Source organism: Desulfobulbus sp., assembly GCF_030824455.1.
GTDB lineage: Bacteria > Desulfobacterota > Desulfobulbia > Desulfobulbales > Desulfobulbaceae > Desulfobulbus.
This window is the reverse complement of record NZ_JAVBXR010000069.1, coordinates 1-15,159: the sequence shown is the minus strand read 5'-3', so window position 1 is coordinate 15,159 and position 15,159 is coordinate 1. Positions and strand designations below refer to the sequence as shown.

Sequence of the window (15,159 nt, the reverse complement as noted above, 5' to 3'; positions counted from 1 at the left end):
CGCGGCGCCGCCGACGCCGAACGCGACATCCGTGGTTTTGCCGTCAAATTCTATACCGAGGAAGGCAACTGGGACTTGGTCGGCAACAACACCCCGGTGTTCTTCCTCCGTGATCCGCTCAAATTTCCCGACCTCAACCACGCGGTCAAACGCGACCCGCGCACCAACCTGCGCAGCGCCAAGAACAACTGGGATTTCTGGACTTCCCTGCCCGAGGCCTTGCATCAGGTGACCATCGTGATGAGCGACCGCGGCATCCCAGCCACCTATCGCCACATGCACGGCTTCGGCAGCCACACCTTCAGCTTCATCAACGCCCAAAACGAGCGCACCTGGTGCAAGTTCCATTTCAAATCGCAACAGGGCGTCAACAACCTGACCGACGCCGAAGCCGAGGCCATGGTCGGCAAATGCCGCGAGAGCCATCAGCTCGACCTCTACGACGCCATCGAACGGGGCGATTTTCCGCGTTGGACCCTGTTTGTGCAAGTGATGAGCGAAGCACAGGCCGCCAACCTGCCCTATCATCCCTTTGATCTGACCAAGGTCTGGCTCCATGCCGATGCGCCGCTGATCGAGGTGGGCGTGCTGGAACTCAACCGCAATCCGGACAATTACTTTGCCGAGGTTGAGCAGGCCGCGTTCAACCCAGCCAACGTGGTTCCCGGCGTCAGTTTCTCGCCGGACAAGATGCTCCAGGGCCGTCTGTTCTCCTACGGCGACGCCCAACGCTACCGTCTCGGCGTCAACCATCACCTCATCCCGGTGAACAAGGCCCGTTGTCCTTTCCACAGCTTTCACCGCGACGGCCAGATGCGGGTGGACGACAACCACGGCTCAACCCTGGGCTACGAGCCCAACAGTTACGGCGAATGGCAGGAGCAGCCCGATTTTTCCGAGCCGCCGCTGGCCTTGAGCGGGGCTGCGGCCCACTGGAACGCCCGCGAGGACGACTGCGACTACTTCTCCCAACCGGGCAAGCTCTTTCGCCTGATGACCAAGGAGCAGCAGGAAGCCCTGTTTGGCAACACCGCCCGGGCCATGGGCGACGCGCCCATTGAGATCAAAATCCGTCACATCGGCAACTGCTTCAAGGCCGATCCCGAATACGGCAAAGGCGTGGCCGCAGCCCTGGGCATCCCGATGAGCGACGTGCCGGTTTAAATCAGATTGTGCGTCACAGGCCTCTGCACGGGCGGGCGGGGAATATCTCCGGCCCGCCCGTCGGTTGTTGTCGACGCGGCTCTAATCAAGTGATATAAAACACGAAGTAACCTTTTTTCCTTTCAATCAGCGTAAGGGTGAACACTATGCATGAGAACAGCATCAAGCTCCTGAATCAGGCGGTGAGCGAAGAAATCACCGCCCTCCACCAGTACATGTATTTCCATTTTCACTGTGACGATCAGGGATACGATCTCCTGGCCGGCCTGTTCAAACGGACCGCCATCGAGGAGATGCTCCACGTCGAGCGGTTGGCGGATCGTCTGCTCTTTCTCGGCGGCGACGTGGTGATGAAGGCCTCGGACGACGTGAAGCCGATCCAGGACGTCAACGAAATGCTGGTCATGGCCCGGCAGATGGAACTGGACAGCGCCCTGCACTACAACCTTTGGGCCAACGAATGCGGCGCCGGCGCTGACAGCGTGTCGAAAAAATTGTTTGAGGATCTGGTGGTCGACGAAGAACGCCACTACGACCAATACGATGTGGAAATGGGCAACCTGAAGAAATTCGGCGTCAATTACCTGGCCCTGCAATCAATCGAGCGCAGCAAGACCCGCGCCATGATGCCGCCGCCCGCCGGAGAATAAGCGCTTCTCTGTCTTCTTATTTCCGGCCTGTCCTCGTTGACCTGGCGCTAAAAAAGTGGCCGCACCGCAAAGAGCAGCCAACCTGCTCAACGGCAGCGTTCACAGGAAAAAACCAATCGCGGAAAATCCGTGACCACCGGCGACGCCGGCGGCTTGACGTGGACCACCCCTTCCCTTTGGTTGTAACTTAAACAGGTTTTTCGTTCACAAAGCCTCCTTTTTCGAGACCTTACGCAGGCCACGAATCTGGAGGCTTCTATATTTCGCTGCAACCGTCAACCTGGTGTTGGCCCAGGTAAAATCGGCGGTTACCTAACGAAAATTTAAAGAGAAAAACCTGTCCGGCCTTTACGAAATTTGTCCTCGCGGTGCTCGCTGAACGACACCCTCCAAAACCCGTAGCCTGGATGAAGTGCAACGCAATCCGGGAGCACATCACCTCAAACCCCGGATTCCGCAGGCTGCATCCGGGCTACGGTCGCCGGCATTCTCTCATTCTCTGGTTTCTTGGTGGTCAGCCAAAACGCCGTGTCATATCAACCGAAATGACACACCTTCGTCGGCGAGGTTTTGCGCTGTGATCACGCTTCGCTTGATTCAGAAACGGCATTAGGCAAGAAACCGTTGCAAGGCGGCGGCAATGTCGCCGATCTGTTGGGGGCAGACCGAGTGGTCCATCGGATAGGTGCGGAAAGCCACGCTATAGCCGCGGTCTTTAAGGAATTCGGCGGCGCGGACGCCGAGCGCCTGCGGAACCACCGGGTCGTAGACGCCGTGCTGGATCTCAATGGGCAGGTCGCGATTGGCTTCGCTTAACACCGCGGAATCGCTGGTGGCAAAGTAGGTGGACATGGCGATCAGGCCGCCCAGTGGCTGGGGGTGGCAGAGGCTGGCCTGATAGGCCACGGCCCCGCCCTGGGAAAATCCAGCCAGGATGATGCGACGGCTGTCAATGCCGCGCTCCAGTTCGCGATCAATCAACCGATTGATCGCCGCAGCCGAAACCAGCAACTGGGCGGCGTCGACCTTGCGGTCAATGTCCATTTCCAGGATGTCAAACCAGGCCGGCATGACGTAGCCGTTGTTGACCGTCACCGGGATGGCCGGCGCATGGGGAAAGATGAACCGAATGGCCAATGTCTCCGGCAGGTTCAGTTCCGGGACAATCGGCGCAAAATCGTGGCCGTCGGCGCCAAGGCCGTGCAGCCAGATGACTGCGGCGTCGGGGTTGCTGCGCGTTTCCTGTTCAATGGCCGGTAAGAGGGACATGAAGACCTCCGCTGGGTGGAATGGATGGGGAGTTGCCGGCTGACTGCCGACTGCTGACTGCCGACGTAGCTCGACGTAGCCGACGGCGTTCCGATTTGCCTGGACCTGCAACCGCAATGGCCACTATAGCATGGGCGCCGACAAATACCCACCATTCCTGAAACAAAACCAGCGAGTTGCGTTGAGCAACGCGGAGCGCTCAGCCCTGATCCGGCTCGAACTTGTAGCCCACGCTGTACACCGAGCGGATCAGGTCGCAGCCGGGCCGGGCCTGTTCCATCTTGCGGCGCAGTTTTTTGATGTGGCTGTCGATGGTGCGGTCGTTGACGATGCGCTGATCGGCATAGATGCGCTCCATCAACTGGTCGCGACTGAAGATCTGGCCGGGCCGGGCAAGGAGAAAGGCGAGCAGTTTGAATTCGACGGCGGTGAGGTCGAGGTTGCAGCCGTCAAGGCTGGCCCGCATGGTGGGCGGATCGAGCGCCAGCCCCTGGTCCTGCGGCGTTTGGCCGGACGTGCGACGGAGCACGGCCTTGACCCGGGCCACCACCTCACGCGGGCTGAAGGGTTTGCAGATGTAGTCGTCGGCACCCAACTCCAGGCCGAGCAGCCGGTCGATCTCTTCAACCCGGGCGGTGACCATGATGATCGGAACGGTTGAAAAGGCGCGGACGTCCTTGCAGATTTCCATGCCGTCGCGACCGGGCAGCATCAAATCGAGCAGAATCAGATCCGGCCGCTCCTCTCGCACCCAGGCCGCCACGCCCCCGCCCTCGTCCAGCCAGTGTGTCGCAAAACCAGCGACTTGCAGGTAATCGGCCAGAATCGAGGCCAACCGCGCTTCATCTTCGACAATCAAAATCTGTTGCATGGGATCAACCGTTCAGCGGCAAGGTGATGGTGATTTCCAGGCCGCCCAGGCTGGAATGCGCGGCGACGACGGCGCCGTTGTGCGCCTCGACAATCGATTTGCACAGGGCCAGCCCCAGGCCGGCGCCGCCGTGGGCGCGGCTGCGCGAGCCTTCGACCCGGTACAACCGCTCAAACAACCGCTCCAGGGATGCTGTGGGCACGCCGGGAGCCGAGTCGCAGAAACAAAGGCGCGCCTGGTCGGCGGTTTCGGTTAAGCGCACCTCCAGCCTGCCGCCGGGATCGGTGTAACGCAGCGAATTCTGCAGCAGATTGGTCAGCAATTGGCGCAGTCGCTTCGGGTCGGCGAACAGGAGCACTGGCTGATCCGGGCCCGCAAATTCCAGGGCAAGCCCCTGAGCCTCGAACTGCTCCCGGTACGACAGCACCGTTTGGGCGGCCAAAGCTCCCAGGTCAAGCTCTTCCTTGCGATAGGTCATGGCGCCGATGTCGGCCAGGGCCAATTCGTAGAGATCGTCGATCAGGCGGCCCAGGTGGAGGATTTCGACGTGGAGCGCGTCCATGGTCTGCGGGGTCAACTGGCGAACGCCGTCCTGCACCGCTTCAACCTCGCCGCGCAGCACCGCCAGCGGGGTGCGCAGTTCGTGGGAGATGTCGGCCACCCAACGGCGGCGCAGTTGTTCGTTGGACTCCAGCGTCTGCGCCAAGCGGTTGAAATCGCGAGCCAACTGACCGAGTTCGTCCGTGGCGTCCGCCGGCACGCGGATGTCGTAGCGCCCGGAGGCCAGGACGTTGGTTGCTGCAGCCAGGGCCGTGATCCGCCGCACCATCCGGCCGGCCAGCGGAATGGAGAGCAGGGCCGCCCCGGCGGCGATGCACAGGGCAATGACAATCAGGGCCTGATGCTGCTCCCGGACAAATTGTTGGATCCGAACATCGACCAGAATGCGCGGCGGAATCAGACCCAGCTGGCCGATCTTCTGTTCCCCGCTCTTGAGCGGCACGAAATACGGGGGCTTCTGCCAAGGGAGCGTCGGACCGTAGAGCAGGTTGCGGTCGGCGTCGAACAGCAAAACCCGCAGCTCAAAGAGCTGCTCGCCCTTGGGCAGGGGCGGCGGGGGCGGTTCCAAAGACAACGCGCCCACTTGCCCTTCCTTCAGGCCCTTCCCGTCCCGCTGATGGCGCTGATCGTGCAATGGCCGCAACGGGCGCACCGGCTTACTGCCCGCCACCAATTCCATCCAGGTGGTCGGGGCCTCGTCGAGAAAACCCCACTGGCCCTTGTCGGCGTACAGCTGCTCCAGGGTGTGGGCCAACTCTTCCAACCGTTCCTTCTCCACCTCGTGCACATAGCGAAAAACGCCGCGCTCAAAGCTCATTTTGGTGACCACGAACATGCTGACAATCACGCAGCAGGCGGCAACGAGAAAGGCCAGAAACAGGCGATAGCGGATGCCGACGGCAAATTTTTTCTTCATAACACGCACCTCTTGCCCCTTACCTACCACAATCGCTCCGGCCGCTTCCATCCTCTTTTCACCAGTGAGCGCATTTCCTCATTTCCTCCACATTTCTTGCAAAATGCCGGGGTATTGTATCTGGGACTTCAGCAACCGGCGCTGAAAACTGAAAACGCCGATCATATCCCCAAATCAAGGAGGAAGCGTATGGAAACCAAAGGATTGTTGTTTGCAGCCCTGATTATCGGCCTGTTGGTGGCGGCAATGGCCATTGACCAGGCAACGGCGAGCACCGTCGATGAACCACCCATGTGGCGGGAACGCCCGGCCGGGCCGCCGCCTGAGGCCTACGAGGCCTGCGAGGGCAAAAAAATCGGCGAGGCGGTGTTGATGGAAACCCCTCGCGGCGAGACCATCGAGGCGGTGTGTGAAGTGCAAGGCGAACGTTTGCTCGCCAAGCCAATCAATCCCCCGCCGCCTCCTCCAGAAAGAAACGAGCAGTAAGGCAACAACGGCGTGCCGGGGCGATTGAGCCCCTTTGGGCACGTCGTGTGTATTGCGCAAGCAGCATTATATTGGAGAACACCATGCAGATTATCAACGGAATCATCCCTGCCGGCCAGGAAATCAAGCGGCCGGCGCCTGTGCAACGCAACTGGGTGACGCCCTTCACCTTTGGCGCCTTCATGCTGTGCGCAGTCACCGGCATCCTGCTTTTTTTCAAAGTCCACATTGGCCTGGTCAAACCGGCGCACGAATGGTTGAGCTGGCTGATGGTCGTCGCCGCCGTTTTCCACCTCGCGCGTCACCGCCGCTCTTTGACCGTCACCCTCGCCCGGCCGGCGGCCAAGGCGGTGGTGGCTGTTTTCTTCCTGCTGCTGGGGGCCAGCCTGCTGCCTTTCGGCGGCGGCCAGGGCGATGCGGGCAAACGCAGACACCAGAGCGAACAAATCACCGAGGCGCTGACCCATGCGCCGCTGGCAACCGTGGCCAAAATTGCCAATCGTCTGCCCGAGGAAACCCTGCAAATCCTCTGGGCCAAAGGGGTCAAGGCGCAAAGCATGGAGCAGAGCATCCAGGAAATCGCTGAAGAAAACAGCCAGGGCGCCATGGACGTGTTGGCCATCCTTTTCCAGGGCTGAACAACTTTACCCTTTTTAACAGGGAAAAAATGACCAGCGCCTCTAGGCATTTACGCCATTGTGCCCTATTGTCTCCACGGTTTGTACTTTTTCCACGGACGGAACGCGCCATCCGGCGCCATCCCCTTGCACCAGGGCTGGTCACTTTTTCGCGTCATTGACGACACCTTGCCATGAAGACCACACAAAAAAAATCCCGTTGGCGTTCGCTGATCTGGCTTGCCGTGCTCCTGCTGGCCGCCGGCGCCGGCGCATTTTTCTATTTCAATCGGGCCAATCCGCCTAGTTATATAACCGCGCCGGTTGCCAGGGGTGATATTGAAACCACGGTGCTGGCCAGCGGCACGGTGGAGTCGGACAATCTGGTGAGCGTCGGCGCCCAGGTTTCCGGCCAGTTGAAATCGTTGAAGGTGGAACTCGGCGACACGGTCAAGGCCGGACAACTGGTGGCGGAGATTGATTCCCTGCCGCAGCAGAACACCCTGCGAACCAAAACTGCAGCCTTAGCGGCGGTGCGCGCCCAGAAGCAGGCCAAGGAGGCCTCGCTTGCCCAGGCGGAACTGGCTTTCAAGCGCCAGGCCCAGATGCTGCGTGGCGACGCCGCCTCCCGCGAGGATTACGAAACCGCCGAGGCCAATCTCAAGGTGTTGCGGGCCGACATTGCCGCCCTGGACGCCGAGATCGAGCAGGCCCGCATCGCGGTCGACACCGCGCAACTGGATCTCGGCTACACCAAGATCAGCTCGCCGATTGACGGCGTGGTGGTGGCCATTGTCACCAAGGAAGGCCAGACCGTCAACGCCAACCAGTCGGCCCCGACCATCATCAAGGTGGCCCGGCTCGATCGGATGACCATCAAGGTGGAGATCTCCGAGGCCGACGTGGTCCGGGTCAAACCCGGCCAGCGGGTCTACTTCACCATCCTTGGCGAGCCGGACAGCCAATATCCGGCGGTGCTCAAATCAATTGAGCCGGCGCCGGAGTCGATTAAAGACGACGATTCGTCAACCAGCAGCAGTTCCTCCAGTTCCACCAGCGTCGCCATTTACTACATGGGCGTGCTGGAAGTCCCCAATGACGACGGCAAATTGCGCATTTCCATGACCACCCAGGTGAACATCGTGCTGGCCGAAGCCCAGAATGCGCTGGTGATTCCCTCCGCCGCGTTGGGCGACAAAAACAAGGAGGGTCGGTATCTGGTGCGGGTGGAAAACGGACCGGAACAAACCGACGAGCAGTGGGTGAAAATCGGCCTCAACAACAACGTGCAGGCCGAGGTGCTGGAAGGGTTGCGCGAAGGACAACGGGTGGTGATCGGCAAGCAGACCGGCGCGGTTGCGCCCACCTCCACAACCACGGGCCGGCGCGGCCCGCCTCCAGGGATGATGTAATGAATCCGGATGTTTCCGTGCCGCTGATCGAACTGCGCGGGGTGTGCCGCGATTATCCTTCCGGCGACGAGTTGCTGACCGTGCTCAAGGCCATCGACCTAATCATCGAGGCCGGCGAGATGGTGGCGATTGTCGGCACCTCCGGCTCGGGCAAATCGACCCTGATGAACATCATCGGCTGCCTGGACCGTCCCAGCCGGGGCGAGTACCGGGTCAACGGCCAAGAAACCGGGCAGTTGGAGCCCGACGAACTGGCCTACCTGCGCCGCGAGCATTTTGGCTTTATCTTCCAGCGCTACCACCTGCTGGCCAACCTCAACGCTCTGGCCAACGTCGAGATTCCGGCCATCTATGCCGGGGTGGACAGCGAGTCCCGCCAGCAGCGGGCCGCCGGACTGCTCTCCCGACTCAACATGGCCGACCGGCTTGAGCATGTGCCCGGCCAGCTTTCCGGCGGCCAACAGCAACGGGTGTCGATTGCCCGGGCGCTGATGAACGGCGGCGCGGTCATCCTTGCCGACGAGCCCACCGGCGCCCTGGACACGGCCAGCGGCGGCGAGGTGATGAAGGTCCTTAAGGAGCTGAACGGAGACGGCCACACCATCATCCTGGTCACCCACGACATGCAGGTGGCCCAACACGCCAACAGGATCATCGAACTGAGCGACGGCGCGGTGGTTTCCGACCGGATCGTCAACCAAACCGAGCCGGGCAAAAAGCTCGCCGCCGCGGCAGTTGGCGTCGCCTCGCCCTGGCGGGCGCACTGGGACCGGTTCACCGAGGCCTTTCACATGGCGCTGCTGGCCATGGCCTCGCACCGGCTGCGGACGCTGCTGACCATGCTCGGCATCATCATCGGCATTGCCTCGGTGGTTTCGGTGGTGGCGCTGGGCGAAGGATCGCGGCAGCGCATCCTCAAGGACATCAGCGCCATGGGCACCAACACCATCAGCGTCTATCCGGGCAAGGATTTCGGCGACATGCGCTCCGGCAAGGTGCGCACTCTGATCCCCCGCGACGCCGACGCCCTGGCCCAGCAGCCCTACGTCGACACCGTCACCCCAATGGTGACCAAGTCGGTGACCCTGCTCTACCGCAACATCAGCGTCACCGCCCAGGTCAACGGCGTAGGCGAAAACTATTTCCGCGTCAAAGGGTTGGAGCTGGCCGAAGGGCGACTGTTCGACCGGGCCGGCGTCCGCGCCAGCGCCCAGGACGTGGTCATCGATCAGAACACCCGCCGCTCGCTGTTCAGCGAAACGCCGGACAATGTCCTGGGGCAGGTGATCATGCTGGGCACAGTGCCCTGCCGGATCATCGGCGTGACCAAGAAGATGGATTCCAACTTCGGCGACACCGACACCCTCAACGTCTGGACGCCCTACACCACGGCCATGAGCCGCCTGACCGGTCAGCAATACCTGCGCTCGATCACGGTGCGGGTGGCGGACAGCGTCAAGAGCGCGGTCGCCGAGCAGAGCGTGGTCAAACTCCTGACCCAACGCCACGGAACCAAGGACTTTTTTGTGTCCAACCTCGACGCCATCCGTCAGACCATTGAAAAAACCACCCAGACCATGACCCTGCTCATCTCCTCGATTGCCCTGATATCGCTGTTGGTGGGCGGCATCGGGGTGATGAACATCATGCTGGTTTCGGTGACCGAGCGCACCCAGGAGATTGGCGTGCGCATGGCCGTGGGCGCCCGTCACAGCGACATCATGCAGCAGTTTCTGATCGAGGCGGTGCTGGTCTGTCTGCTCGGCGGATTTCTGGGCGTGGCCCTGGCCCTGGGCGTAGGGCTTGCGGTGTCCCTTTCCGGCAGCGATTTCAAGATGATCTATTCCACCACCGCCATCATCAGCGCCTTTCTCTGCTCCACCTGCATTGGCGTGCTGTTTGGTTTTCTGCCCGCCCGCAACGCCGCCCGCCTTGATCCGGTGGTGGCCCTGGCCCGAGAGTGATTGTATGAATGTCCTATCCCGCAGACAGATCTGCGCCGTGTTGCTGGCCGCCTCATTGACCGGTTGCGCAGCCCAGGTCCACACGCCTTACGCCGCGCCGGACGTCAACCTGCCCGCAACCTGGGCGCAGCCGGCCGATTCTTACGCAACTGCCCAGGATCGATGGTGGATCGGATTTGGCGATCCGGTGTTGAACCGCCTGGTTGAGGAGGCCCTGGCGCGCAACAACGACCTGGCCGTGGCCGCCCTGGCCGTGCGCAAGGCGCAGCTGCAGGCGGAACTGGCCGGCAGCGACCGCTTGCCCAGCCTTTCGGTGCAGGGCAGCGCCGATCTCAGCCGCAATCTCGGCTCCGAAGGCCGGGAAACGCGCAGCTTTGCCGCCTCGACTGCGGTCAGCTACGAGCTTGATCTTTGGGGGAAATTGAGCAGCACCCATGACGCCGCCCGCTGGGAGGCCGTGGCCACCGAAGAGGATCGGGCCAGCGCGGCGCTGGCGCTCACCGGAACCACCGCCTCGTTCTATTGGCAGATCGGCTATCTCAACCAGCGGATTGCCCTGTCGGAGGCGAGCATTGGTTATGCCCGGCGCACCCTGGAATTGGTGCGGGTGCAAAAGGCGGCGGGCGCGGCCACGGCCCTGGAAATTCTCGAGGCCGAACGCAGTCTGGCCAGCCAGGAGGCCAGCCACACGACTTTGGTGCAGCAACGGGTCGAGGCGAGAAACGCCCTGGCCATTCTCTTTGACGGCCCGCCGCAGAGCCTGCAAACAACCGAGCCACGCGATCTTGCCTCGGCACGCCTGCCGGCCGCTGAGGCCGGTTTGCCGGCGCAACTGCTGGCGCGACGACCTGATCTGCGCGCCGCCGAATCCAGCCTGCGCGCAGCCCTGGCCACGACTGACGCCACCCGCGCTTCGTTTTACCCGTCCATCAACCTGAGCAGTTCCCTGGGCGGCAGCAGCGAGGAGCTTGCACGACTGCTCAGCAACCCCATCGCCGCACTGGGCGCGGATCTAACCCTGCCCTTTGTTCAATGGCGGGACATGCGGCGCAACATCAAGATTTCCGAAACGGAATACGAACAGGCGGTGATCGAATTTCGCCAGACCCTGTACAGCGCCCTGGCCGACGTGGAGAACAGTCTGTCCGCCCGCCAACAGTACCTGGCCCAGGCGGAAAAGCTGGAGCAGACCCTGCAAGCGGCCCGGCAAACCGAGGAACTGTACCGCATCCGCTGGCAGGCGGGCGGCAGCACGCTGCAGGACTGGCTCGACGCCCAGGAAAATCGACGACAGGCGGAAAGCAGCTTGGCGGAAAACCGGTTCAATCAATTGCAGAACCACATCACCCTGGCCAAAGCCCTGGGCGGCGACGTCGCGCCTTCGGGCATAGGCGGAGAACAGGCCGGCCAACGCTGACCAAACACGGCGCGCTCAGCCGGCGAGAAACACCAGAGTTCCGCCCACCAGGGCGGCGGCCAGCAATCCTTGGTTGGCTTGCTGATAGCGCTGTTTGAAGACGCGCCAACCACCCGCCAGCGCTAGCATCAGAGCAATGAGCGCGCCCGCGCACAGCAAGGCGGCGACAAGGCTGCATCGTTGCCCCACCCACATCGCCAATGATTTCCCTTCCCAGAACGGCCGGTACAGCACCTGGAGATGGATACAATAGACCATCAGGGATTCCTGGCTGGGCGCGTGCAGCCAAGAGGGCAAATTTTTCCTGCTCCGGCAGATGAGACCGCACAGGGCCAACAACAGCAAAACGCACCCGAGTCGGGCGGCAAAAAACAGCGGCTGAGGCCGCTCGTCGACGATCACTCCCAAAGAATCTTTCAAGTAAAACAACAGCGGCAGGCAGACCGCGACCAGCAACCCTCCGATCATGGCCGTCTTCCTCATCCAACGATTCACCCTCCCCTGCTCCTGCGCTCGCAGAAACCACCAACCCGCCAGCACGCCGGCGGCCATGAAGCCGAACCAGGGCGGCAGGGGGAAAAGGGTCGAGCCGATGGGAAGGAGGTAGGGCGCAAGAAAAAGGGGCAACGACTGCGCCGTCTGCGCTGAAGCGAGCTGATACAGCCAGGGGGCCAGCGTCGTTGCCAGACACCCCAGCAACCCGATCAGCGCCAGGAATACCCGGTCGTCCCGAATCAGCAGACGAGCGCACAAGATGATGAGCAGACCGCAGGCAATGCACTGCAGGACGTCGACGCTGAAAAACTGCAGCCACTGCTCCGGGGTGGCCAACCGGCGCCAGTCGTTGAAGGAAAAAAAAGGGATGTGGAGCAGATAGCCGAGCATCCAGACCCATCCAATCCGGGCCAGGGTCGCCCACAACGGCGCGCGGCAGCTGCGAAGCGCTGCCAGATTGCGCTGGCTGGCCAGCAGAAAAGCGAAACCAGCAATAAAAAGAAACGCCGGCGCCACCAGGCCGTTGATAAAATTGAGCAGGTAAAACCACGGGGCCTGGCGATAGCCTGGCTGCATCAAGGCGTTGACCACATGCACCTCGATCATGACCACCATGGCCAGCCCGCGCAACGCGTCGACAAACAGCAACCGCCCGCCGCGCGTGGGACCGGGCGCAACAGGGAGTGCGGGCGGTGTCACAGATCAGTTGCAGGAACAGATGGAGGCGGCCGGCAATGGTCAGCTCAACAGACGATTGATGCGCTGCTCAATGTCCGAGCGCGGCGCAGCGCCGACCAGCTGGTCGACCATTTTCCCATCTTTGAAAAACATCAGGGTCGGCACGCCCCGGATCTGAAATCGGGCCGGCGTCATCTGCTGGCTGGAGGTGTCGAGCTTGAACACCAGCAAGCGGCCGGCATACTCCTGAGCCAGGGCGTCGACCACAGGCGCGATCATCCGGCAGGGGCCGCAGGTGGGCGAGTAGAAATCGAGCAGCACCGGCATGGACGACTGCTCGACCCGTTGATGGAACTGGGCGTCAACCAGCTGGTTGACCAGCCCGGAAACCGGCGCGCCAACCAACGACAGGCCGCAACGCCCGCACTTGGGGGCGAGATGCTGTTTTTCCGCCGGGACCCTGTTCTTGGCCCCGCATCCGGGGCAAACCATCAACGTATTCACTGTGCACTCTCCTTGCATGGCGCTATGAAATCAGAAACACAGGGCAAGTCAGGCTGTGGCCGCCTTGTGCGCGAAGCTTCTTGGTGAGGGGACTATAAGGCGGCAGGCGGCTTTTTTCCAGCATCGTTGTTGCACAACAAAAAAGGGCTCCTCGTCGTTTTGTGTGGATTTGATTTTTCGAGGGATCAGACCCACGCAAAACGACAAAAACAACAATAAAATAGCTTGTTGTGTCAAAGTGGCTGCAAGTATAGCGAAAGGACCAGTTCCTCAGGAGGCGGCCCTTTTCGCATTGTAAGAACAGAGAGATAGATAGATAGCACCGCTGAGATATTGCGCCTTGAGCGGCATCATAATCTCTGCCCATGCAGCCAGCCATTTCCTGGCAAATTCCACTCGAAATGTCGAGGAGCCATAATTTTGCACCTTGACTTCACCATCTTCACGGATTTGGGAATCATTCAAAAGACCATACGGGATTTTTAGAGATGGCAATAATATTTTTCTGATAAATTTCTTCGGGATGAGCTTCAGCGTATCGGCAAGCCTCTCCCAATTCACCATTAAATTCAGCAAGGACAGTCGAGGTAATATCAATATTTTTACCAATATCACGAGGTTTACCAGGTGCATCCATCCCAACGGCAAGCTGCAACGGAAACAGCATATGTTGCTCACCAAATTGTGACTGTATCTGTTCAATATTTTTTTCAGATTCAACCAATTTGTTGCGCTTAATCAATGACATAGCGTATAACATCAAAATATCTTGTGGTGTATCCTTATCACTTAGAATTGACAAGGTATTTTTATCAGTATCAAATTTGCTATTACCCGATAATCTTGATTCAATTTCTAATTCTAAAATTCGAGAATAATTTGAATTATACAATGAAAATAATGGATTGTTTTTATCTGTAAATTTAATATCTATCATTTTATTCTCAACAAATTTACGTTTATCTTTTTTAGATACACCATAAGCACTAAAAAACTCTTCAACTGATTTGTTAATATTTTTTTTATCAACCAATTCATCAAAATTTGTCAATTTATATGGCCCACGTAATATAGTACCAGCAGCTATCAAATGTTTTATACCTTCAATTAGTTGCTTTTCATTTTTTTTCCAACCAACTAACGACACAGCTTTAAACGGCTTATTACTGGTATCAATTTTTTCATCATTGCATTTTTTATTTATTATTTCAACACGTTCTTTTATTTTTGGATGCGTTCCACCTGATAATGCAGTAAATATAACATTTTTATCTGGTTTAATATCAGGCTCAGGAAATTTAACTAGTATTTTTTCCAAACTCTCAACTTTATACCCTGATCCATTTAAAGCATCTACAGCTAAGGAATCAGCTTCCAGCTCATTCGACCTAGACCAACCACAATTTGAATACAGATAAAATGAATTATGAGATATAGAAGCACCTGCATACTCAAGTATTTCCTGAAGTCCCATATTTATCTGAATTTGCTTACCAGTTTTATTATATTTAGCACTAACCCATGGTGCAATTGCACCAAAAGCTCTCACCGTCCAACCGATGCTATTTAATGTTTCCTCTGAACTTGTATGCTCAAGTTTGATATGAGCCATCTCATGCGCTATTACAGCTGCTATTTCATCTTCTGTCTGTGATTTATCAATTACCCCTATCGACACATAAATATTGTTATCAGCAGTAGCCATTGCTGCCATTGACATGCTTGGAACGATATAAATTTTAGGAAAATTTTTGTCAAAACCATAAAATTTTCTCAATGGTTCAGAAATATTTTCAATCAATTCGTTTGTATTTTTTGAATCTAACACACTCGAATTATTACCAAATCTCAAGTATACCATATGAGGAAATTGTTCCTTAATTTTTGCTCGATGCTCCTCCTTTTCTTTAATTGCGGCACATCCGCTTAAAAATGATAAGCAAAAAAACAAACACAGCAACAAATCAAATAAATTCTTAAATTTTGTTTTCATTACCTGCATTCTCCCATTCCTGGCGTGCCAATTGTTGTTGATTTACCATCCTTTTTCCTACAACCACTATTAATTTCTTTAAAATTATCTTCCGTGAAATTTCCCACTTGATCAATGCCAACTATATAATTATTTCCATTCACCATAATAGAAAAATTTAAC

Annotated in this window: 13 protein-coding genes; 7 read left to right on the top strand and 6 right to left on the bottom strand. The window is 58.2% G+C overall.

Going from position 1 to position 15,159, the window contains the following annotated elements; translation table 11 throughout:
• Positions 1-1,164 (top strand): catalase (locus tag RCH93_RS09055; protein WP_306548038.1); only part of this gene is annotated, 1,164 nt, incomplete at its 5' end.
• Positions 1,165-1,310: 146 nt separating this feature from the next.
• Positions 1,311-1,814 carry a ferritin-like domain-containing protein gene (locus tag RCH93_RS09050; RefSeq protein WP_306548037.1) on the top strand — a complete coding sequence of 168 codons (504 nt, stop codon included), beginning with the start codon at positions 1,311-1,313 and terminating at the stop codon, positions 1,812-1,814.
• 609 nt (positions 1,815-2,423) lie between these two features.
• On the opposite strand, the gene RCH93_RS09045 is transcribed toward RCH93_RS09050, so the two are convergent.
• The 3 genes from RCH93_RS09045 to RCH93_RS09035 form a co-directional block, all read right to left on the bottom strand.
• Positions 2,424-3,083 (bottom strand): alpha/beta hydrolase, encoded by a 660-nt coding sequence (locus RCH93_RS09045; protein WP_306548036.1) that lies wholly within the window; start codon positions 3,081-3,083, stop codon positions 2,424-2,426.
• Positions 3,084-3,282: 199 nt separating this feature from the next.
• Positions 3,283-3,954: a response regulator gene (locus RCH93_RS09040; protein WP_306548035.1), complete on the bottom strand. Its 672-nt coding sequence runs from the start codon at positions 3,952-3,954 to the stop codon at positions 3,283-3,285.
• Positions 3,955-3,958: 4 nt separating this feature from the next.
• On the bottom strand, positions 3,959-5,431 hold the full coding sequence (locus tag RCH93_RS09035; protein ID WP_306548034.1) for an ATP-binding protein: 1,473 nt from the start codon (positions 5,429-5,431) through the stop codon (positions 3,959-3,961).
• Positions 5,432-5,620: 189 nt separating this feature from the next.
• On the opposite strand from RCH93_RS09035, the gene RCH93_RS09030 reads away from it, so the two are divergent.
• From RCH93_RS09030 to RCH93_RS09010, 5 genes are all read left to right on the top strand, one after another.
• The gene (locus tag RCH93_RS09030; RefSeq protein WP_306548033.1) at positions 5,621-5,917 is read left to right on the top strand and encodes a hypothetical protein; all 297 of its coding nucleotides are present in this window, start codon (positions 5,621-5,623) and stop codon (positions 5,915-5,917) included.
• 83 nt (positions 5,918-6,000) lie between these two features.
• Positions 6,001-6,555, top strand: a complete 555-nt coding sequence (locus RCH93_RS09025) for a DUF4405 domain-containing protein (protein WP_306548031.1) — start codon at positions 6,001-6,003, stop codon at positions 6,553-6,555.
• A 173-nt stretch (positions 6,556-6,728) separates the two neighbouring features.
• Complete coding sequence (locus tag RCH93_RS09020) at positions 6,729-7,946, top strand: efflux RND transporter periplasmic adaptor subunit (RefSeq protein WP_306548030.1); 1,218 nt, start codon at positions 6,729-6,731, stop codon at positions 7,944-7,946.
• Entirely contained in the window at positions 7,946-9,910 is a 1,965-nt protein-coding gene (locus RCH93_RS09015) for a MacB family efflux pump subunit (RefSeq protein ID WP_306548029.1), read from the top strand. The genes RCH93_RS09020 and RCH93_RS09015 overlap by 1 nt, the downstream gene beginning before the upstream one ends.
• Positions 9,911-9,914: 4 nt before the next feature.
• The gene (locus tag RCH93_RS09010; protein WP_306548028.1) at positions 9,915-11,327 is read left to right on the top strand and encodes an efflux transporter outer membrane subunit; all 1,413 of its coding nucleotides are present in this window, start codon (positions 9,915-9,917) and stop codon (positions 11,325-11,327) included.
• Positions 11,328-11,342: 15 nt separating this feature from the next.
• Here the strand turns inward: RCH93_RS09010 and RCH93_RS09005 are convergent, their stop codons facing one another.
• The 3 genes from RCH93_RS09005 to RCH93_RS08995 all read right to left on the bottom strand — a co-directional run bounded on the left by RCH93_RS09005 (position 11,343) and on the right by RCH93_RS08995 (position 15,006).
• A complete protein-coding gene (locus RCH93_RS09005) occupies positions 11,343-12,521 on the bottom strand; it encodes a heparan-alpha-glucosaminide N-acetyltransferase domain-containing protein (RefSeq protein WP_306548027.1) in 1,179 nt (392 codons plus the stop codon).
• A 39-nt stretch (positions 12,522-12,560) separates the two neighbouring features.
• On the bottom strand, positions 12,561-13,004 hold the full coding sequence (trxA, locus tag RCH93_RS09000) for a thioredoxin (RefSeq protein WP_306548026.1): 444 nt from the start codon (positions 13,002-13,004) through the stop codon (positions 12,561-12,563).
• 457 nt (positions 13,005-13,461) lie between these two features.
• Positions 13,462-15,006: a M48 family metallopeptidase gene (locus tag RCH93_RS08995; RefSeq protein WP_306548025.1), complete on the bottom strand. Its 1,545-nt coding sequence runs from the start codon at positions 15,004-15,006 to the stop codon at positions 13,462-13,464.
• Between the last annotated feature and the right edge of the window lie 153 nt (positions 15,007-15,159).

Bases quoted from the DNA above. Each gene is read 5' to 3' on its own strand.
- RCH93_RS09050 (WP_306548037.1), top strand. From the start codon at position 1,311: ATGCATGAGAACAGCATCAAGCTCCTGAATCAGGCGGTGAGCGAAGAA.
- RCH93_RS09045 (WP_306548036.1), bottom strand. From the start codon at position 3,083: ATGTCCCTCTTACCGGCCATTGAACAGGAAACGCGCAGCAACCCCGAC.
- RCH93_RS09040 (WP_306548035.1), bottom strand. From the start codon at position 3,954: ATGCAACAGATTTTGATTGTCGAAGATGAAGCGCGGTTGGCCTCGATT.
- RCH93_RS09035 (WP_306548034.1), bottom strand. From the start codon at position 5,431: ATGAAGAAAAAATTTGCCGTCGGCATCCGCTATCGCCTGTTTCTGGCC.
- RCH93_RS09030 (WP_306548033.1), top strand. From the start codon at position 5,621: ATGGAAACCAAAGGATTGTTGTTTGCAGCCCTGATTATCGGCCTGTTG.
- RCH93_RS09025 (WP_306548031.1), top strand. From the start codon at position 6,001: ATGCAGATTATCAACGGAATCATCCCTGCCGGCCAGGAAATCAAGCGG.
- RCH93_RS09020 (WP_306548030.1), top strand. From the start codon at position 6,729: ATGAAGACCACACAAAAAAAATCCCGTTGGCGTTCGCTGATCTGGCTT.
- RCH93_RS09015 (WP_306548029.1), top strand. From the start codon at position 7,946: ATGAATCCGGATGTTTCCGTGCCGCTGATCGAACTGCGCGGGGTGTGC.
- RCH93_RS09010 (WP_306548028.1), top strand. From the start codon at position 9,915: ATGAATGTCCTATCCCGCAGACAGATCTGCGCCGTGTTGCTGGCCGCC.
- RCH93_RS08995 (WP_306548025.1), bottom strand. From the start codon at position 15,006: ATGCAGGTAATGAAAACAAAATTTAAGAATTTATTTGATTTGTTGCTG.